Source organism: Microbulbifer guangxiensis, assembly GCF_021729075.1.
Lineage (GTDB): Bacteria > Pseudomonadota > Gammaproteobacteria > Pseudomonadales > Cellvibrionaceae > Microbulbifer > Microbulbifer guangxiensis.
On sequence record NZ_JAJSAQ010000003.1, the window covers coordinates 587,308 to 605,819 of the forward strand.

The following is an 18,512-nucleotide window of genomic DNA, read 5'->3' on the forward strand; positions in this document are numbered from 1 at the left end:
GATACCCGACCCCCGTCATGCCGGCGCAGGCCGGCATCCAGTTTTGTCCGCGCCTCACGATACCCGACCCTCGTCATGCCGGCGCAGGCCGGCATCCAGTTTTGTCCGCGCCTCAGGATACCCGACCCTCGTCATGCCGGCGCAGGCCGGCATCCAGTCTTGCCCCGTGCCTCAGGATACCCGCACCTCGTCATGCCGGCGCAGGCCGGCATCCGGTCTTGCCCTGTGCCTCAGGATACCCGACCCCCGTCATGCCGGCGCAGGCCGGCATCCAGTTTTGCCCGTGCCTCAGGATACCCGCACCACGCCGCCGGGCCGCCGGTCCGACAACAGCCATTGCCAGAGCTGGATGTGCCGTGCGCGGAAGGCACCGGCGCAGGAGAGCAGGTAATAGCGCCACATGCGGTAAAAACGCTGGCCGTACTGCCCGGCAAACCTTTCCCAGTGTTTTTCGAAATTGTGGTGCCAGGCCATCAGGGTCTTGTCATAGTCGCTGCCGAAATTGTGCAGGTCTTCGCACACCAGCAGGCTGTCAGCCGCGTCGCCGATCTGTCCCGCCGAAGGCAGTTCGCCGTTGGGGAAAATGTACTTTTCGATCCAAGGATCGGTGGCTGAGTGCCGCTGGTTCTTGCCAATGGTATGCAGCAGCAACAGGCCATCCGGTCTGAGGCAGCGTTTGGCCACCTGCATGAACGTGCGGTGGTTCCTGTGCCCGACATGTTCGAACATGCCCACGCTGGCGATGCGGTCGAAACGCTGATCCAGGTTGCGGTAGTCCTGCAGGTATACAGTGATGGGCAGGTGGCCAAAGTTGGCCTCGATGTAGGCGGATTGCTCTTTGGAGACGGTCACACCCACGCATTCCACTCCGTAGTGCTCCGCGGCAAAGCTCACCAGGCTGCCCCAGCCACAGCCGATATCCAGCAGGCGCATGCCAGGCTGCAGGCCCAGTTTGCGACAGATCAGGTCCAGCTTCGCTGCCTGCGCGTCTTCCAGGTTGCCGGCGTCTTTCCAGTAACCACAGCTGTAGGTGAGGCGGCTGTCCAGCATGGCCTTGTAGAAATCGTTGCCGAGGTCGTAGTGGCGTTCACCGACCTCGAAAGCGCGACCGCGGCTCTGCCGGTTGACCAGGTAGCTGCGCAGGATACGCAGGCCGTTGCGCCAGGAGCGGATATGGGAGGTGAGATCGGTGCGCAGGAGCCGGTGGAAGAACTGGTCCAGCGCCGGCACATCCCAGTCGCCGCGCGTATAGGTTTCGCCGAGCCCCAGGCTCTGCCGGGCGACGATCTCATCCAGCGCGCCGCGCCGGTGCAGGCGCATGTCCCAGGGACGGTCGCCGTTGATACGGATATCCGCTTCCGCAAGGAGCTCATCCAGCAGGTGCTGGCCCCGGGGCGTGGTTGGTGCTGCCATTGATTGCTGCTGCTCACTTCCCATGGAAGCCTCCCTTGAGCACTCGGTGAGTGGGCCCTGGAGGCCTGCCACCGGCCGAAGTCCGTTTGCCAGGTCACTTCATTTAGTACAGCATTGCCCAAAATACCGACTTTCACCAAAACCAACAACTGGGACCCCCTTCATGCCCACACTGCTGTTGCTGTTCATTGTCGTGCCCATTCTGGAGATGTGGCTGCTGATCACTGTGGGCCGCGAGATCGGCGCCCTGCCGACTATCGGCCTGGTGTTGCTGACTGCTGTGGTGGGGCTGGCACTACTGCGGCGGCAGGGGCTGTCGACCATTCTGCGGGCCCAGCAGAAGATGCAGGTGGGCGAACTGCCCGCCCGGGAAATGGCAGAGGGCATCTTCCTGGCCGTGGGCGGCGCGCTGCTGTTGACCCCGGGGTTCTTCACTGATGCACTGGGCTTCGCCTGCCTGATCCCCGGGCTGCGCCAGCTGGTACTGGGCCGCCTGCTGCGCCATGTGGTCGTCGTGCGTGGGCCCGGCTATCCTCCCGGCGGCCAGTACGGTCCGCGCCGGGGTCCGGGTCGCGAAAGCGATAGCGACATTATCGAGGGGGAGTATTCCCATGAGGACCGGAACCGGGTGCGCGACTCACGGGATCGTGACCGGCCTGACGACCACTGATTCTGGCTAAAAAACAAACGCTTTTCGGGCCGCCAACCCCCGGCGGCCCTAAATCCCCACCCCCTGCGCAGTTTTTTTACTTTTTGCTGTTGAAATCCCTTCCCCCGCCCATAGATAGGGTGCACGCAGAATTTTGCCCCGGCCCTGGCAGCAGGGCAGGGCGATGAGACCGGCGGCCTCCGGGCCAAGGGTCCTCCATCTGGAAAACCTTAAGAAACGACTCAATGGAGAGCCTATCCATGAAAATTCGTCCTTTACACGACCGCGTCGTAGTACGCCGTAAGGAAGAAGAAGAGAAGACCGCTGGCGGCATCGTGCTGCCGGGCGCTGCCAAAGAAAAGCCCAACCAGGGTGAAGTGGTCGCCGTGGGCGAAGGCAAGCTGCTGGACAACGGCGACGTGCGCGCACTGGCCGTGAAAGTAGGCGACACCGTGGTGTTCGGCCGCTATGCCGACAGCAACACCCTGAAGGTGGACGGCGAAGAGCTGATCATCATGAGCGAGAGCGACATCTACGGCGTGCTGGAAGGCTAAGCCCGGCGCTCACCCAAACGCACACACAGAATTGAGGAAAAGAAACCATGGCAGCAAAAGACGTTAAATTCGGTGACGACGCCCGCCAGAAGATGCTGGCCGGTGTAAACATCCTGGCTGACGCCGTTAAGACCACCCTGGGCCCGAAAGGCCGCAACGTGGTTCTGGACAAGTCCTTCGGCGCCCCGACCGTGACCAAAGACGGTGTTTCCGTAGCCAAGGAAATCGAACTGAAAGACAAGTTCGAGAACATGGGTGCACAGATGGTGAAGGAAGTGGCTTCCAAGGCCTCCGACACCGCTGGTGACGGCACCACCACCGCGACCGTACTGGCCCAGGCCATCGTCACTGAAGGCCTGAAGTCCGTAGCGGCTGGCTTCAACCCGATGGACCTGAAGCGCGGCATCGACAAGGCCGTAGCGGCAGCTGTTGATCACATCGCCACCCTGGCGACTCCGTGCGAAGACAGCAAGTCCATCGCCCAGGTAGGCACCATCTCTGCCAACAGCGACGAGAGCGTCGGCACCATCATCGCCGAGGCGATGGAGAAAGTTGGCAAGGAAGGCGTGATCACCGTCGAGGAAGGTCAGTCCCTGCAGAACGAGCTGGACGTGGTAGAAGGTATGCAGTTCGACCGCGGCTACCTGTCCCCGTACTTCGTGACCAACCAGGAGAACATGACCGCTGAGCTGGACAACCCGTTCATCCTGCTGGTCGACAAGAAGATCTCCAACATCCGAGACCTGCTGCCGCTGCTGGAGCAGGTAGCCAAGGCTTCCAAGCCGCTGCTGATCATCGCTGAAGATGTTGAAGGCGAAGCGCTGGCCACCCTGGTTGTGAACAGCATGCGCGGTATCGTCAAGGTTGCTGCCGTCAAGGCACCGGGCTTCGGCGACCGTCGCAAGGCCATGCTGCAGGATATCGCCATCCTGACCGGTGGTACTGTGATCTCCGAAGAAGTGGGCATGGAGCTGGAAAGCACTACCCTGGAGCACCTGGGTACTGCCAAGCGCGTGACCCTGTCCAAGGAAAACACCGTGATCGTGGACGGCGCTGGCGATGTGAAAGACATCGAAGCCCGCGTGAAGCAGATCCGCGCCCAGATCGAAGAGTCTTCCTCTGACTACGACAAAGAGAAGCTGCAGGAGCGCGTAGCCAAGCTGGCTGGCGGTGTTGCCGTGATCAAGGTTGGCGCTGCCACCGAAGTCGAAATGAAAGAGAAGAAGGCCCGCGTTGAAGACGCCCTGCACGCGACCCGCGCTGCAGTGGAAGAGGGCGTGGTACCGGGTGGTGGTACCGCTCTGGTTCGCGCCGTTCAGGCCATCACCGTGACCGGTGACAACGAAGACCAGAACCACGGTATCGCTGCTGCAATGCGCGCCATGGAAATGCCGCTGCGCCAGATCGTTGCCAACGCGGGTGACGAATCCTCTGTGGTAGTGGACAAGGTCAAGCAGGGTTCCGGTAACTACGGCTACAACGCTGCGACCGGTGAGTACGGCGACATGCTGGAAATGGGTATCCTCGACCCGGCCAAGGTCACCCGCTCTGCCCTGCAGGCGGCTGCCTCCATCGCCGGTCTGATGATCACCACCGAAGCCATGGTTGCCGAGCTGCCGGAAGACAAGCCGGCTGCTCCGGACATGGGCGGCATGGGTGGCATGGGCGGCATGGGCGGCATGATGTAAGCCGGCCTTCCTGCCTACTCCGAAAGCCCCGCACTCGCGGGGCTTTTTTTGTTTTGCTCTCGATCCCCCCATCCCCCATCCCCATCCTCCCGCAGCAGTTTCCCCGGGTTGAACGACTCTGTGCTCGAGCCGGCATTGGCCGTCCCGGTCAGGCAAGCGCTGAACTTCGTCGAATGCGCCATATTGGCTTCAGGAAAAATGGCGCAGATGCCCCTGGGCCATGGTCATGGACTGATCGGCGCGCCCTTGGTCTCAATTCGAACAACAGCGTTTGTAAAGTAGTGCCCGTTCGTCTATCTACAGTAACTGGGTCGGATTGGGTTTTGCGAGGGAGTCTCGAGCACCTTGCAACCGGATTCCCGGCCGATGCAGTAATTGCCATGATTTTCATTGCCGGGCCAGCGACAATAATTCCCGGCGTATTGATGCAAACGCTCTGCTGGCACAGATCGGGCGCCCAGGGGTTTTTGCCTCTGCACCTGATACCGTCAGCGGGCAAGTCAGGCGTACATGGATTCTCCCGACATTCAGATACCCGGATACCGCATTCACACTGCCATCGGCCATGGCGGTATGGCATCGGTGTACCTTGCCACACAGGAATCCCTCAATCGCAAAGTAGCCATCAAGGTCTTGCGACATGGCAACGAACCGGGCATTGGTGAGCGCTTCATTAACGAGGCGCGTTATATCGCCAGCCTCAACAGCCCCCACATCATTACCATTTACGACATTGCGGCGCTGGAGGGTGGGGACAGTTATATCGCAATGGAGTTTGTCGCTGGAGGCGACCTGGCAGAGAACGCGGCAAGGCTCAGTTCGGTCCATAGCGCTCTGCAAGTGATCCGGCAGGTGGCGCTGGCCCTGCAGGTAGTACACGACAGCGGCATCATTCACCGGGATGTGAAGCCGACCAATATCCTGTTCCGCAGGGACGGCACGGCGGTGCTGACCGATTTCGGCATTGCCAAGGAAATAGAAAACCCGTCCGACCTGACTCTGGCCGGGTTCAGCCTTGGCAGCCCTTCATACAGCAGCCCGGAACAGGCGCAGTGCTTCCCCATCGACCTGACGACCGACATATACAGTCTGGGTGTGGTACTGCTGGAGCTCCTGCTCGGTTACAACCCATTCAAAGGGGACAGTCACACCAACACGGCCCTCAACCATATTCAGCTGCCGCTGCCGGAGCTACCGTCGAAAATCAGACATCTTTCGCCTCTGCTGGAGAAAATGCTGGCCAAAGATCCCGGGGAGCGCTATCAATCTATCGGCGACCTGATCATAGAGATCGACCGGGCCCTGACGATGGCCGATGCTACGGCAGCGCCAGGTTCTGCCCTTCAGCCTGTTGCGAGATTCTTTGGCCAATTGCGCTGGCCCGCTTTTGCGCTCCCCGCCCGCTTGGCTGCGCGCCTACCGGCGCTGTTACCAACCAGGGCTGGCCTGCTGCGGTTCAGGGAGCGGGTAGGCCGGTCCTTGCGCGGAGTGCCCCCCATTCCACGCAGGGGAAGGCAAAGCCTCGCTGCCATCGCCTGTACCGTGATGATGGCCATCATCTATTTTGCAACTTTCTCTCCGAGTGAAACCGAACGCGAAATAGAGCGCCTGCTACAGAGAGCGGAGCAGAGCATGCACGCCGGCCGCTTTATGGCACCAGAAAATGACAATGCCCACGATCTCTATGGCCAGGTGTTACAGCTGGATCACACCAACCTGAAAGCCATCTGGGGAGTGAAAACGGCGGAACAGAAGCAGGTGGAAGCCTACCTTGCACAGGCCGACCAGGCCCTCGAGCAGCGTCGCCTGCAGCGCCCGGAGGGAAGCAATGCACTTCACTATTATCGCCAGGCACTGGCCATCCACCCAGAGAACAGTCGCGCCCGCACCGGCATCCGGCAAGTGATCCAGGAATACATCCGCCTGGCACGTGACGAGATGAGCGAGAGCAACTACAGCCAGGCTACCGATTATGTTGACGGTGGGTTGAGTATCGCCCCGAACAACGCCCTGCTGCTTTCACTCAGGGACGAAATCAACAAGAGACGAGAGCAACTCCTGGCCCAGCAGCGGCAGCCACCGCCACGCCGGGTAACCCGGGTAAGAGAAAAACCACCGACGGTCAGGACCTATATCCGCAGTGCGCTGGACAAGCTGCGTGACAAGATTGACGGGGATTGAAGGGAGAGGAAAAAGGGCAAGCCGCAGGCGGGAAGGGGATCCAGGATGGGACTGACGGTACCCCGGTCACGTCAGTGGCCGGGGTACCGTGTCCATCGAAGGAATGACGATCAGCTGGATGACAGCTGATGCCGGGCGCGGTGCTCAGCCAGCACCTTGCCGGCGCCAACTTCAAACTCGCTCAGCGCTTCCATGATGCGTACCAGGCAGTTATCCCGCAGGGTTTCCAGCTCGCGGATGGACTGGTCGCCAGCTTGTTCCTGAGTGCCTTCGACCATCCGGTCGATCAACTGATCGTTCAGCTCCGGTGCTTCCAGTTTGGTCCACGGCAGTTTCAGTGCCGGACCGAATTGTTCCAGCATATGGCGCATACCGGTCTCACCCCCGGCCAGGTGGTAAGTCAGGTTGGTGCCCATAAACGCCCAGCGCAGGCCGGGGCCGTAGGTAATGGCCTGATCCAGTTCACCGGTGGTGGCAACACCATCGTTCACCAGGTGCAGGATTTCCCGCCACACCGCTTCCAGCAGGCGATCGGACAGGTGGCCGTCGATTTCATTGCGCACGTGCAGCGGGTGCATACCGATGTCCTTGAAGAAGGCCATGGCCCGCTCGACGGTTTCAGTAGACGTCTGCTCGCCGCCGACTACTTCCACCAGCGGCAACAGGTACACCGGGTTGAACGGATGGCTGACCACAAAGCGCTCCGGGGCGACCATCTTCTGCTGCAGTACCGAGGGCTTGAAGCCGGAGGTGGAAGAGCCGATCAGCGCATCTACCGGTGCGGCGCGGCTGATCTCTGCCAGCAGCTCCACTTTCATGGCTTCCCGCTCCGGGGCGTTCTCCTGAATGAAATACGCCCCTTCACAGGCCTCGGCCAGGGAGCTGGCAAAACGCAGCTTTTCCCTGGAAGCACCCTGGGCCAGCCCGACTTTTTCCAGTGACGGCCAGGCGATATCGACGCTTTCGCGCAACTTGCGCTCGGCGTCCGCGCCCGGATCCCAGGCGCTAACTTCGTGTCCGTTGGCCAGCAACCTAGCCACCCATCCCGCACCGATGACGCCGGTGCCGATAACGGCTGCGTGAGACATATCTCCCCCTTAACCCTGTTTTTTCAGTTTCAGACGTTCGCGGGCTTCTGCCGGTGAGGCAACGGAACCGCCCAGCATTTCCACAATGCTCGCGGCTTTCTCTACCAGCTGTGCATTGGTGGCCAGCTGACCCTTCTTCAGGTAGAGATTGTCTTCCAGGCCGACGCGCATGTTGCCGCCCATCAGCATGACCTGGGTGGCCATGGGGAACTGGTGGCGACCGATGCCGAAGCCCGCCCACTGGGCACCGGCCGGCAGGTTGTCCACCATCGCCTTCAGGGTGCCGAGCTCGGGCGGCGCACCCCAGGGGATGCCCATGCAGAGCTGGAACAGGGGCGGCTCGTCCAGCAGGCCTTCCGCCAGCATCTGGTTGGCGAACCACAGGTTGCCGGTGTCGAAGATCTCCAGCTCGGGTTTCACGCCCAGCTCCTGCACGCGCTTGGCACCGATACGCAGCATTTCCGGGGAGGAGATGTAGACCAGGTTGTCGTTGCCGAAGTTGAGGGAACCGCAGTCCAGGGTGCAGATCTCCGGGCGCAGCGCTTCGATATGCTTGAGCCGCTCCAGGCCGCCGACCACGTCGGTGCCTTTGGCAAAGTCCATCGGGTTCTCATCCGGGCCCAGCAGCAGATCGCCGCCCATACCGGCGGTCAGGTTGATGACGACATCCGTATCGGACTCGCGAATACGCTCTACCACTTCGCGGTACAGCTCGGTGTCGCGGCTGGGCGCACCCGTCTCCGGGTCGCGCACGTGAATGTGAGCAATGGCTGCTCCGGCCTTGGCTGCGGCAATGGCATCTTCCGCGATCTGCTTCGGGGTTACCGGTACGTGCGGGCTTTTTTCGGTGGTGGCACCGGCGCCGGTCAGGGCGCAGGTAATAATGACGTTCTGGTTCATTGGTATCAGCTCCAGGTTCTGTTCAGCTGGCGCCAATGCTAGCGATCACTGACAAAATGGCTCCCGCAAAGCCGCAGGGAACTTTCGCTTATCCGACAGGAGTGGCGTGGGAGTGGTCAGGAAGGTTGCCGGCCGCGATCCCGGCTGGGGCTGATACCAAAGTCTTCCCGGTAGGCCGAACTGAAATACGCAGCGGACTGAAAACCACAGGAAATAGCGATGTCTAGCACCGTCATATCGGTCTGGCGCAGCAGTTGGCGGGCGCGCTCCAGGCGCAGACGGCGGTAATAGCGTTTGGGCGGCGTGCCAACTTCCCGCTTGAACAGGCGCTCCAGCTCCCGCGTGGAGGTTTTTATCTTTTCGGCGATCTGCTGAATGGTGAGCGGGCTCGCCAGATGCTTTTCCATGATCTCGGCAGCCTTGATCAACCGTTTGTTGGTGGTCATCAGGCGGCCGCGCAGGCTCATCCGCTGCGCATCGTCTGCGCTCTGTACAAAGTTGTAGGTGAACTGCTCGGCCACCGCGTTGGCGAGTTGATGTCCGTGGCTGGCCCGGATGATGTTGATCATCATGTCGAGGCTGCTGAGCCCCCCTGCCGCAGCGATATGCCCTTCCTCGATCATGAATCGCTCGGGTACTACCTGGATGGTGGGGAAGCTTTCCTGAAACCCGCTGCTGGACTCCCAGTGCACGATGGCTTTCTGCCCGTGCAGCAACCCGGCCTTGGCGAGGATGTGGGCCCCGGTATCCACGCAGCCCAGGTTGATACCGGTGGCCGACAGTCGCCGCAGTTCATGGAACAGGCTGTCCCCGCAGTTTTCCAGCGGATCAAAGCCGGACACCACGATGATGGTCTGGTACTCACTGGGGCACTCCGCCAGGCTGTGCGAAACCGTAAAGGGGATGTCGTTGGAGGCCCGCACCGGCGACCCATCTTCGGAGAGAAAAATGAACTCGAAAAGCTGCTTGTCTGCCGCCCGGTTGGCGACCCGCAGCGGCTCGGAGCAGCAGGCGAGGGCGAAGAATGAAAACTGCGGGACCAGAAGAAACCCGATATGGACCACTTCGCTCTGCCCGAATCGGGGTGGCTGGGGGGTGTCTGGCGTGCTCCCTGCTGGTGAATTATTGGTCATGTCGGGCTGGTTAAACTATGCGTCGTATTTCATAAAGTATATGTCGGAGCAGCCAGTAGCATACGCACCTCTTTAGACCTCTAAGGTTTTTCGGAGTCATTTTTAACCAAAAGAAGTACTGGAAGTTCGATGCAAACAGCAAGTAAGCCCGCCAACCCCCTCAGTGAAGCAAAGCCCCTCGCTAAAGCAATTTCGACCTCTTTGGCCATTGTGCTGAGCCACAGTGTAATGGCCCAAGATGCCAAAACAGAACAAGGTGCTACTAATCTGGCGCTGGAAGAGGTCACTGTGACTGCCCAGCGCAAGTCGCAGAACCTGCAGAGCGTGCCGATCGCCGTCTCCGCCTTCAGTGGCGAGGCGATGGAGCGCGGCAACATGCTGAATGTGGAAGACGTCTCGGCGATGACACCGGGCTTCTCCCTCTCCTCCTACAATCCGGTGACACCGCAGCCCTATATTCGCGGCGTGGGCACCAATTCCAGCTCCGTGGGTGACGACGCCTCCGTCGGCGTGTTCATCGATGAGGTTTATGCCGGTCGCGCCGGCGGTTACCGAGCCGACATGTTCGATGTGCAGCGGGTCGAGGTACTGCGTGGCCCGCAGGGCTCCCTGTACGGCCGCAACGTCGCCGGTGGTGCCATCAACGTCATCACCAACAGTCCGACGGATTCTTTTGAGGCCAAAACAAAACTGACCTACGGCAACTACAACCTGGCAGAGTTGCGCGGCATGGTCAGCGGGCCGCTGGCCGACAACGTCAATGGCCGGATCGCCGTTTCCCACCGCCAGCGCGACGGCTGGATCGAGAACGTGGCCACCGGCAACGAGCTGGCCAACCAGGACAACCTCTCTGCGCGCGGCAAGCTGGATATCACCCTCGGTGACAACACCGACCTGCTGCTGAGCGCTGACTATGCGCAGGACGAGCTGATCGGTTCCGGTGCCCGCGCCATCGATGGCTACCAGGAGATCTTCGGAACGGCGCACCCGACCGAGAGCGATGCCGACCAGGTGGACCTGTTCCTGGATGGTTACGCTGATCGCGATATGCACGGTGTTTCCGCCAAGCTGACCCACGCGATCGGTGAGATGGACCTGGTTTCCATCACTGCCTACCGCGCACAGGAATACGCTTTTGCCGATGACCTGCTGGGCCGCTACCTCGCCCCGGCCAATGCGGCACTGACCAACGACGCTATGGAGGAATCCAGCCAGTTCACGCAGGAATTGCGCCTGCAGTCCTCTACGGACAAGCTGGACTGGACTGCCGGTGTCTACTTCTTCCAGGAAGAGGTGGACCGTGTCGAGAGTTTCGATTCCACCCTCGTGTATGAAACCCTCGGCCTCGGTGACCTGGGTCTGGCTTCCCGCCCGGTGTGGGATGCCAGCAACGAAACCACCAGTTACGCCGCTTTCGGTGAAGCGACTTACCTCTTCACCCCGGCGTGGAGCGCGACCCTGGGTGGCCGTTACACGTATGACAAGAAAGACTTTGCCAGCACCGCCACAGGCGCGCCGGACCTGTTCGGTTTCCTGGCAGAGGACTACGCGGTGACAGCGGACAAGAGCTGGAGCAAATTTACGCCCAAGGCCACGGTGACCTACACCACCGAGAATGCCGATATCGTTTACGTAACCGTCTCCGAGGGTTACAAGGCTGGCGGCTTCAACGGCATCGCGGCAACCGAGCAGGGCGCCACCGTGGCGTTCAACCCGGAAAACGCCACCAACTACGAGTTCGGTTTCAAATCCAGCCTGCTGGATCAGCGCGTGCGCCTGAACGGTGCCGTGTTCTACCTCGATTACACCGACCTGCAGAGCTTTACCGTCGACCTGGAAACCGGCCAGGTGAAAACCACTACCGGCGATGCCGAAATCAAGGGCATGGAACTGGAAGCGACCGCCTACCTGACCGAAGGCCTGCGTGTCGGCCTGAATTATGGCTACACGGACTCCGAGTACGTCCGCTTCGATGCCCGCCCGGAAATTGTCGGCAACAGCCTCGCGCGTACACCGGAGCAGACCGTATCCGGCAACATCAACTACGAGTGGCTGCTGGATAGTGGATCCGCAATCATTTTCAATGCCAACGCCATGTACCAGGATGAGGTGTTCTACAGCGTAGAGAACACTGCGGCGGCCGGTGACGATGCCCGCACCCTGGTCAACGTCAATGCCACCTGGGACAACTACGACGGTCTGGAAGTCTCCCTGTGGGGCAAGAACCTGACCGACGAAGAGTACCGTGCGCACTCCTTCGAGCAGTCCGGCATGGCCTTCTACATCCCGGGTGAACCCCTGACCTGGGGCGTTAGCGTCACACGGGAATTCTTCTGATCCCCGGCCTTCCTGCCGGCGCTCACCGCCTGGTGAGTGCCGGCTTTTACTTCCTGTGAGAGCATGCAAATGAATCCATCACAGTCGGGGCCGCGGCTTGACCTGCCGGTGTTTCTGCCGGCGTTCGGTATTGCGATTCTGGTTGCCAGCATCCTGGTGCTGCTGCCACAACAGGCGGAACTCTGGGCGAGCCAGATGATGTCGTTCGTCACCAGCCAGTTCGGTTGGCTGTTCGTCATTTTCGGCTTCGGTACTTTCGTGTTTGCCCTGTGGTTGGCGTTTGGCCGCTTCGGGCAGGTCAAACTCTCCCGCACGGACGAGCCACCGGAGTACTCGGAGCTGAGCTGGGCGGCGATGATGTTTTCCGCCGGCATCGGCATCGGCCTGGTGAGCTGGTCCTTTGTCGAGCCCATCTACTACCTGTCCACACCGCCGCTGCACATCGAGCCTCATTCGGCCCGCGCCGCAGAGTGGGGGCATATGTATTCGCTGTTCCACTGGAGTTTTGTGCCCTGGGCGCTCTACGCGGTGCCCTCGGTGGCGGTTGCGTACATGCTCTATGTGAGGCGTCGCCCTTTCCTGCGTATCTCTGAAGTCTGCAGGCCGTTGATCGGTCGCCACGCCGAAGGTTGGGCGGGTAAGCTCATCGATACCCTGATCATCCTCGGCCTGATCGGTGGTGCGGGTACCTCACTGGGGCTCGGGGTGCCGCTGGTCTCCGCGCTGACCACCTCACTGTTGGGCATCGAGGAGTCCCTGATGACCCAGCTGGGGGTGATCGGGCTGTGGACGCTCATTTTCGGTGCCAGCGCTTACAAGGGCCTCAAGGCAGGTATCCGTATCCTCAGCGATATCAATATTTACCTGGCCGTGCTGATAGTGCTGGTAGTCTTGCTGGCGGGCCCCACGGTGTTCATCCTGACCCTGTCCGCCAATAGTCTCGGCTTGATGCTGGATAACTTTACCCGTATCAGCTTCTGGCTGGATCCAGTGCGGCAGGGCGGGTTCCCCGACGCCTGGACACTGTTCTACTGGGCCTGGTGGATCGCCTACGCGCCGTTGATGGGGCTGTTCTTTGGCCGTATCTCCCGCGGTCGCACCATCCGTCAGATGGTGTTGGGTATTCTGCTCTGGGGCAGCCTGGGCTGTATTTCTTTCCTGAGCATCTGTGGGGCCTACGCACTGGAGCTGGAAATCTCCGGTGTACTGGAGGTCTCACGCCTGCTCGGAGAGAAGGGCATACCGGCAACAGTGGTGGCCATCATCGAGACATTGCCGTTCAGCCAGCTGTTACTGGCGGCCTTCACCCTGCTCAGTTTTGTGTTCCTGGCCACCACACTGGATTCATCCGCGTACGTGCTGGCGAGTATCAGTACGCGCAACCTGTCCGGTGACGATGAGCCGGCCAAGGCCAATCGCCTGGCCTGGGCCTTTGCGCTGGCGGCAATTGCAATCGGCCTGTTGTTTGCCAACGGCCTCGATACGGTCAAGTCCCTGACCATCATTCTGGCGCTGCCACTGACGATCGTCCTGTTCCTGCTATTCCGCGCATTGCTGCGGATACTCACTAACGATTTCGGACACCAGGTGCGGAAGAGTTCACTGGTGTTACAGGCTACCAATGAGGAATCTTGAAAATGATTAGAGTCTTTTTGCTCCTGAGTATGCTGCTCGGCTCCCAGGCATTTGCCAGCGACAAAAGCCGTGAAGAGCTGGAGGATGTGGTTGAAGAGGGTTCCCTAGAGAGCTTTGTCGCCAAGGCAATCGCCCATGCCAAGGCCACGGTCAAGCCAACATCCATGGAAGCCATCAGCCAGCAACTGCGTCCCTTTGATCAGGCGTACTTTCCGGAGTCCGACAAGCCGGTGCCCACCGTGCTGTTCTTCCACGGTTGCAGCGGCCCCACCGCCAGCCATGAGCAGGACTGGGCGAAGCGCTTCAACGCCGAGGGCATCGGTGTCATTGCTGTGGATAGTTATGAAGGCCGCGGAATTGACTGGCAGCAGGCCTGTAATATGCAGGCAATGACGCCCTGGCAGCGCTCTGCGGATATTCTCGCCACCATCGAGGACGTCAAGGCTGATCCCCGGGTCGACGCCGAGCAGCTCTACCTGGCAGGCTTCTCACACGGTGCCGTTACCATCTGGGCAGCACTGGCGCAGGCCTCCAGCCAGTCTGCCCCCATCGGCCTGGCCGAATGGCCGGAAGTCGGTTTTGAGCGACATGTACAGGGTGCGTTTATGTTCTACGGCACCTGCATGCAGCCCTGGACCGTGGATGTGGAAGCGGTGGCTTTTCTGGCCGAAGATGACCGCTACATTGAAGAGGAAGTCTGCCAGGCGTACCTGCCGAACCATTCGCAGCAGGCCGGTGAGCTCAGGCTGAAACTGTACGAAGGCGCTACCCACACCTTCGATCACGCCAAGCCCAACCAGGCCAATATCGAAGCCGGCTCCAAATACGATCCGGTGGCCACCGAGGATGCCTGGCAGACCATGCTGGCAGTCATCAAGGGGGGCAGGTGATGGCCGCAGTACGAACCTTTTCCGCTGTCGCCCACACCTGGTTGTGCGACGAGATGGGCCATATGAACACCCGCAACTATGTGGGCATGTTTGATGACGCCATGCAGCACTTCATGCTGGTGTTGGGCCACAACGCCATGGTCGATGGCGAGCGCCGGCTCGGCTGGGCCGACGTCCGCCATGAAATCGATTACAAGGCCGAAGTGCCGGAAGGCGCTCTGGTCCATGTCGAGTGTGAAGTTTTACGGGTTGGTAACAGCTCGATCACCTATCGCCAGACACTGATACTGACTGAAACTAATGAAGTGGCGGCAGTGAACAAGGCGACCTCCGTATTGTTTGATCTGAAGAAAAGGTCGGCGACTCCAATTCCCGCTGTGATGCGGGAAAAGGTCGCCGGCTATATTGCCGAGGATGCGGCCTGACGCTAGCAACATTCTTGTGATCGAAGCCTCGCACATGCGGGGCTTTTTTGTATCCGTTCTCCTATGCCTCAAAGGCTCAATTGACCTGGCTCTGGGGGCGGCGTAAGACGCAATTTAGCCTGTGCGCTGGTAATGTGGCGCCGGTGACCGGATCCCGGGGTCAAGCTGTGTAAGCCTGTCTGCCGGGCTCAGTACGCCCTTGCTACCGCGGTTCACCACATGGGTGTAAATTTCCGTTGTGGAAATATCCGAGTGCCCAAGCAGCTCCTGGATAGTGCGGAGATCGTAACCGGCCTCCAGTAAGTGGGTGGCGAAGCTGTGTCGAAAGGCGTGGGTGCGAGCGGGCTTGTGCACCCCTGCCGCCCGCACAGCCCGACGAACCTGACGGGTCAATGTTGTGGGGTGCATATGATGGCGCCGGCGCACCCCGGAGCGAGGATCGCGCCCGATCTGACTGGAGGGAAAAAGAAATTGCCACCCCAGCTCGCGGGCCGCGGCTGGGTGTTTTCTGCTCAGTGCGTCGGGGAGATACACTTCTCCAAAGCCCGCCAGGAGATCTTGCTCATGCAGTAAGCTGACCTGCCGGATTTGCTGGCGGAGTTCAGGCTCCAACCCCTCGGGCAGCATTGTCGTCCTATCCCTGTTTCCCTTGCCCGAGCGGACCACGATGTTACGGCTGCCAAAGTCGATATCCTTGACCCGTAACGCCAGTAACTCTGCACTGCGCAATCCAGACCCATAAAGTAAGAGCACCTGAAGGCGGTACACCCCATGAAGTTTGTCCAATATGGCCGTAATCTCACTACGGGAATAGACGACCGGTAGGCGGCGAAATTGCCTTGCGGGCGTGAATTCAAGCCCTTCGATCTCGATCCCGAGAAATTTCTGGAACAGATACATCAGTGCGTTGAGCACGAGTTTTTGCGTATTCACTGAACAGTCACGCTGGTCAGCCAGGTAATTCAGATATTTCTCAATCTCCCGGGCCCCCAATGTCTTTGGGTGCTGTAACTTGTGAAAGTGGATGAAGCGTTTGATCCAGTGGGTATATGTCTGCTCGGTGCGATAAGCTAACCCACTCTGCCGCATATGATGCCGCAACAGGTCCATAAACCTTTCGGGCTTATCCGGTAGCCGATGGCGAATGTCATCCATGATAATCCCCTCCTGAGAAACTGTATTTATGTACAGTATATTGCCGGGCATGGATGAATGACCATCGAATTAAGCAGAACTCGTCGCCAACTTCATCGAGAAGGCCGTAACTTATTGACTTTAAAGGGCGGTTCCATACTATCAAGTGCTCGTATAACAAGAATTACCAAGACAGGCAGCTTGTTAACTCTGGACAAATATATTTAAAAAGCGGATAACTCATTGATTAATCAGGGTTTTTCACGTGATCTTGAGGTGTTGGGGCTGAGTTAATGAGATCTAGTGTTATAAAGCAGGGTCTTTTGAATAAACTGTTATGTTTAATTGTGAGCTCGTACATTGAGTAAATTAGAAAAAATATTTAGCAGTCTCATTTTGTGGCCATATATTGGAGTCATAGTCGGTCTTGTAGTAGCTCTAATAATAGGTGGCCGAGGAGGCATGTTTTTTGTAATTTCAGGTACGATAATTGGTTGTGCAGGCGGTGTTCTTAGATCGATATACCTAGCTTTTAAATTTAAAGAGACAGAAGCTGGGGAAAATACTAGAAAATCACATATAGTTGTACGGCGTATATTTATTGGTTTTTTATATTTGTTTTCAATTTATACGTTGGTTATAAACTATATAGACCCGGTGCAATGGTAAAACATAACAAGCCGCTCAAAAATGCCAGCAAGCTGGCTGGGACCTCCGCTGCGTTGCTTGGTTTGTGCTTTAACGCTACGCTAGCACAAACAAATCAACACAACTGCGGCCCCTTAGCGGGGCGTTATGTACTGGATATGAACCAATAAGATGAAGTATTTCACTGGTGCTTTTCTAATGCTTTTGGCTCAAGTAGCGGTCTCAGAATCTACATCTTGTCCATTCGACTCTGAGATTAAGAGAGAGGAATTGAATGAAGACGTTGCGCGTTGGTTTTTTGAGGTTGGCGACACAAGCCTTGGAAGCCGTTCTTTCGTGATCGATGGACTTATCCAGACAAAGGTCAACGATTACAGCTTGGTTCAAGTTTTTGCAGAAATTGGCACCGGATCGGCAAAGAAATATAGCTTTCCAATAGCGCTACACATTTGGAAATCTGAGGCATCCACTAGTTTTGCAATCAGCAAAGATTCAGTAAAAAATGTAGAGATAACCGTGGAATACCGTAAGGGAACCTGCCCGGTAGACTATTTGCTATACGTGGGGAAACTACCCTCCGCAGAGTAAGTACATAACAAGCGGTTGTAATCGCCGCGAAATACGCGGCTGGGACGGCTTACGCTACGCTCCAGCCGCCCCTAAACCGGGCGTTAGCTCACTCAAGAAACATGAACAAAATAAAGTCCCATATCCAAGAGTTGATTTCCAAAGAACTAAAAGGCGGTGCTATAGATAATTGGCATGGTATTGAAACGGACAATATTGATCAGCATCTAGTCACTCCCAGGGTTCAGGTTTACCATGACTCAAATGGAGCTGATTTGCAGTGGGAGTTTTGGACCGTACTGGAAGAGATTCCGGATGATCAGTCCGGCTATACAGTTTTTTATGATGTTGATGTGAATATGTTCGGGCTTGGCTTCCATGGCACGGGAGGGAGAATGTTTTCTTTAGGCCTATATGGAAGCTTTCTTGAAACTTTAAACAGTATGTGAAAGCGCAGTGGCCCGAGCTAACAAACGCAAGCAGAATGCTACGCCCCTTCGGGTCTCCGCGGGACGCCCAACGCCATGCACGTTTTGTGCGGGTCGCTGCGCTCCCAGATTCGCACAAAACGTGCATAGCATTGGTCGCCCCTGTTGCGGGCGTTAGCGAATAAGAAGCATGAAGTTAACTATCGGTATTACATTGACCTTTCTTCTTGCTAGCTACGGGCATGCATGTTCATTTGCACCGGGTTACCAAGATTTCTTAATAGCTCCATCAATTTATAGGAAAGGTCCTAAACCTGAGTCGCCCAAGATAACTGTAAAGAAAATCCAAAGAGGGGAAAAAGGTGATCCGGGTATGTGTGCCGATGCGGGAACTCTTGTTCTAACGATTGATAATTTTAGGCTGAATACAGGCTACCAATTCACAATTGAAAGTGGCGTAGCAGATGATCAGATCTTCCCTGAAAAGTACATTGCACCAGTTCCAGGCTCTAGAGAGCTGATGTTCGTCTGGTTGGATGGGGCTTCTTATTTCCAAGAACCTATACAGCTAAAAGTAAAGGTTGTAGCTATTTCATTGGATGGAATTGAAAGCCAAGCTAGTTATGTCAATATCGAGGACCCGGGCAGGCCCAAGCCTCGCTAACAAAGCAATGCAGACGACGTCTTACTCTGTGCACTTTTTGCACGGTCGCTGTGCTCCCATTTGCGTGCAAAATGCACACAAAGTAAGCAGCGGCTGATTGCGGCGTTATGCATTTTCCAAGGAGAGGAATGGTGAGAGATAAAAGGTTCTGGAAAAGGCTTTCTCTGATCGTTGCAGG

Annotated in this window: 16 protein-coding genes; 11 read left to right on the plus strand and 5 right to left on the minus strand. The window is 58.0% G+C overall.

What is annotated here, in order from left to right; translation table 11 throughout:
- Window positions 1-288: 288 nt before the first annotated feature.
- Window positions 289-1,437, minus strand: coding sequence for a cyclopropane fatty acyl phospholipid synthase (gene cfa, locus LVD12_RS09520; RefSeq protein ID WP_237067463.1), 1,149 nt, complete (start codon window positions 1,435-1,437; stop codon window positions 289-291).
- Window positions 1,438-1,576: 139 nt separating this feature from the next.
- Between cfa and LVD12_RS09525 the strand changes: the two genes are divergently transcribed.
- From LVD12_RS09525 to LVD12_RS09540, 4 genes are all read left to right on the plus strand, one after another.
- Window positions 1,577-2,083: an FxsA family protein gene (locus LVD12_RS09525; protein WP_237067464.1), complete on the plus strand. Its 507-nt coding sequence runs from the start codon at window positions 1,577-1,579 to the stop codon at window positions 2,081-2,083.
- Window positions 2,084-2,322: 239 nt separating this feature from the next.
- Window positions 2,323-2,616 (plus strand): co-chaperone GroES, encoded by a 294-nt coding sequence (locus tag LVD12_RS09530; RefSeq protein ID WP_069948806.1) that lies wholly within the window; start codon window positions 2,323-2,325, stop codon window positions 2,614-2,616.
- A gap of 47 nt (window positions 2,617-2,663) precedes the next feature.
- Window positions 2,664-4,304 (plus strand): chaperonin GroEL, encoded by a 1,641-nt coding sequence (gene groL / locus LVD12_RS09535; protein ID WP_237067465.1) that lies wholly within the window; start codon window positions 2,664-2,666, stop codon window positions 4,302-4,304.
- Window positions 4,305-4,814: 510 nt separating this feature from the next.
- Window positions 4,815-6,485 (plus strand): protein kinase domain-containing protein, encoded by a 1,671-nt coding sequence (locus LVD12_RS09540; protein ID WP_237067466.1) that lies wholly within the window; start codon window positions 4,815-4,817, stop codon window positions 6,483-6,485.
- A gap of 110 nt (window positions 6,486-6,595) precedes the next feature.
- On the opposite strand, the gene LVD12_RS09545 is transcribed toward LVD12_RS09540, so the two are convergent.
- The 3 genes from LVD12_RS09545 to LVD12_RS09555 all read right to left on the minus strand — a co-directional run bounded on the left by LVD12_RS09545 (window position 6,596) and on the right by LVD12_RS09555 (window position 9,606).
- Window positions 6,596-7,573 (minus strand): L-carnitine dehydrogenase, encoded by a 978-nt coding sequence (locus LVD12_RS09545; protein ID WP_237067467.1) that lies wholly within the window; start codon window positions 7,571-7,573, stop codon window positions 6,596-6,598.
- A 9-nt stretch (window positions 7,574-7,582) separates the two neighbouring features.
- Complete coding sequence (locus LVD12_RS09550; RefSeq protein WP_237067468.1) at window positions 7,583-8,473, minus strand: beta-keto acid cleavage family enzyme; 891 nt, start codon at window positions 8,471-8,473, stop codon at window positions 7,583-7,585.
- A gap of 116 nt (window positions 8,474-8,589) precedes the next feature.
- Window positions 8,590-9,606, minus strand: coding sequence for a GlxA family transcriptional regulator (locus tag LVD12_RS09555; RefSeq protein ID WP_237067469.1), 1,017 nt, complete (start codon window positions 9,604-9,606; stop codon window positions 8,590-8,592).
- Between the two features lie 228 nt (window positions 9,607-9,834).
- Between LVD12_RS09555 and LVD12_RS09560 the strand changes: the two genes are divergently transcribed.
- The 4 genes from LVD12_RS09560 to LVD12_RS09575 all read left to right on the plus strand — a co-directional run bounded on the left by LVD12_RS09560 (window position 9,835) and on the right by LVD12_RS09575 (window position 14,893).
- Complete coding sequence (locus tag LVD12_RS09560; RefSeq protein ID WP_237067470.1) at window positions 9,835-11,943, plus strand: TonB-dependent receptor; 2,109 nt, start codon at window positions 9,835-9,837, stop codon at window positions 11,941-11,943.
- A gap of 69 nt (window positions 11,944-12,012) precedes the next feature.
- Window positions 12,013-13,578: a BCCT family transporter gene (locus LVD12_RS09565; protein ID WP_237067471.1), complete on the plus strand. Its 1,566-nt coding sequence runs from the start codon at window positions 12,013-12,015 to the stop codon at window positions 13,576-13,578.
- 2 nt (window positions 13,579-13,580) lie between these two features.
- Window positions 13,581-14,468 (plus strand): dienelactone hydrolase family protein, encoded by an 888-nt coding sequence (locus LVD12_RS09570; protein WP_237067472.1) that lies wholly within the window; start codon window positions 13,581-13,583, stop codon window positions 14,466-14,468.
- Window positions 14,468-14,893, plus strand: coding sequence for an acyl-CoA thioesterase (locus LVD12_RS09575; protein ID WP_237067473.1), 426 nt, complete (start codon window positions 14,468-14,470; stop codon window positions 14,891-14,893). Before LVD12_RS09570 ends, LVD12_RS09575 begins: the two co-directional genes overlap by 1 nt.
- A gap of 114 nt (window positions 14,894-15,007) precedes the next feature.
- Here the strand turns inward: LVD12_RS09575 and LVD12_RS09580 are convergent, their stop codons facing one another.
- On the minus strand, window positions 15,008-16,048 hold the full coding sequence (locus tag LVD12_RS09580) for an integron integrase (protein ID WP_237067474.1): 1,041 nt from the start codon (window positions 16,046-16,048) through the stop codon (window positions 15,008-15,010).
- A gap of 798 nt (window positions 16,049-16,846) precedes the next feature.
- Between LVD12_RS09580 and LVD12_RS09585 the strand changes: the two genes are divergently transcribed.
- The 3 genes from LVD12_RS09585 to LVD12_RS09595 all read left to right on the plus strand — a co-directional run bounded on the left by LVD12_RS09585 (window position 16,847) and on the right by LVD12_RS09595 (window position 18,334).
- A complete protein-coding gene (locus LVD12_RS09585) occupies window positions 16,847-17,263 on the plus strand; it encodes a hypothetical protein (protein ID WP_237067475.1) in 417 nt (138 codons plus the stop codon).
- A 101-nt stretch (window positions 17,264-17,364) separates the two neighbouring features.
- On the plus strand, window positions 17,365-17,691 hold the full coding sequence (locus tag LVD12_RS09590) for a hypothetical protein (protein WP_237067476.1): 327 nt from the start codon (window positions 17,365-17,367) through the stop codon (window positions 17,689-17,691).
- Between the two features lie 169 nt (window positions 17,692-17,860).
- Window positions 17,861-18,334, plus strand: coding sequence for a hypothetical protein (locus tag LVD12_RS09595; RefSeq protein ID WP_237067477.1), 474 nt, complete (start codon window positions 17,861-17,863; stop codon window positions 18,332-18,334).
- Window positions 18,335-18,512: the final 178 nt, after the last annotated feature.

Bases quoted from the DNA above. Each gene is read 5' to 3' on its own strand.
- cfa (WP_237067463.1), bottom strand. From the start codon at position 1,437: ATGGGAAGTGAGCAGCAGCAATCAATGGCAGCACCAACCACGCCCCGG.
- LVD12_RS09525 (WP_237067464.1), top strand. From the start codon at position 1,577: ATGCCCACACTGCTGTTGCTGTTCATTGTCGTGCCCATTCTGGAGATG.
- LVD12_RS09530 (WP_069948806.1), top strand. From the start codon at position 2,323: ATGAAAATTCGTCCTTTACACGACCGCGTCGTAGTACGCCGTAAGGAA.
- groL (WP_237067465.1), top strand. From the start codon at position 2,664: ATGGCAGCAAAAGACGTTAAATTCGGTGACGACGCCCGCCAGAAGATG.
- LVD12_RS09540 (WP_237067466.1), top strand. From the start codon at position 4,815: ATGGATTCTCCCGACATTCAGATACCCGGATACCGCATTCACACTGCC.
- LVD12_RS09545 (WP_237067467.1), bottom strand. From the start codon at position 7,573: ATGTCTCACGCAGCCGTTATCGGCACCGGCGTCATCGGTGCGGGATGG.
- LVD12_RS09550 (WP_237067468.1), bottom strand. From the start codon at position 8,473: ATGAACCAGAACGTCATTATTACCTGCGCCCTGACCGGCGCCGGTGCC.
- LVD12_RS09555 (WP_237067469.1), bottom strand. From the start codon at position 9,606: ATGACCAATAATTCACCAGCAGGGAGCACGCCAGACACCCCCCAGCCA.
- LVD12_RS09560 (WP_237067470.1), top strand. From the start codon at position 9,835: ATGGCCCAAGATGCCAAAACAGAACAAGGTGCTACTAATCTGGCGCTG.
- LVD12_RS09565 (WP_237067471.1), top strand. From the start codon at position 12,013: ATGAATCCATCACAGTCGGGGCCGCGGCTTGACCTGCCGGTGTTTCTG.
- LVD12_RS09570 (WP_237067472.1), top strand. From the start codon at position 13,581: ATGATTAGAGTCTTTTTGCTCCTGAGTATGCTGCTCGGCTCCCAGGCA.
- LVD12_RS09575 (WP_237067473.1), top strand. From the start codon at position 14,468: ATGGCCGCAGTACGAACCTTTTCCGCTGTCGCCCACACCTGGTTGTGC.
- LVD12_RS09580 (WP_237067474.1), bottom strand. From the start codon at position 16,048: ATGGATGACATTCGCCATCGGCTACCGGATAAGCCCGAAAGGTTTATG.
- LVD12_RS09585 (WP_237067475.1), top strand. From the start codon at position 16,847: ATGAAGTATTTCACTGGTGCTTTTCTAATGCTTTTGGCTCAAGTAGCG.
- LVD12_RS09590 (WP_237067476.1), top strand. From the start codon at position 17,365: ATGAACAAAATAAAGTCCCATATCCAAGAGTTGATTTCCAAAGAACTA.
- LVD12_RS09595 (WP_237067477.1), top strand. From the start codon at position 17,861: ATGAAGTTAACTATCGGTATTACATTGACCTTTCTTCTTGCTAGCTAC.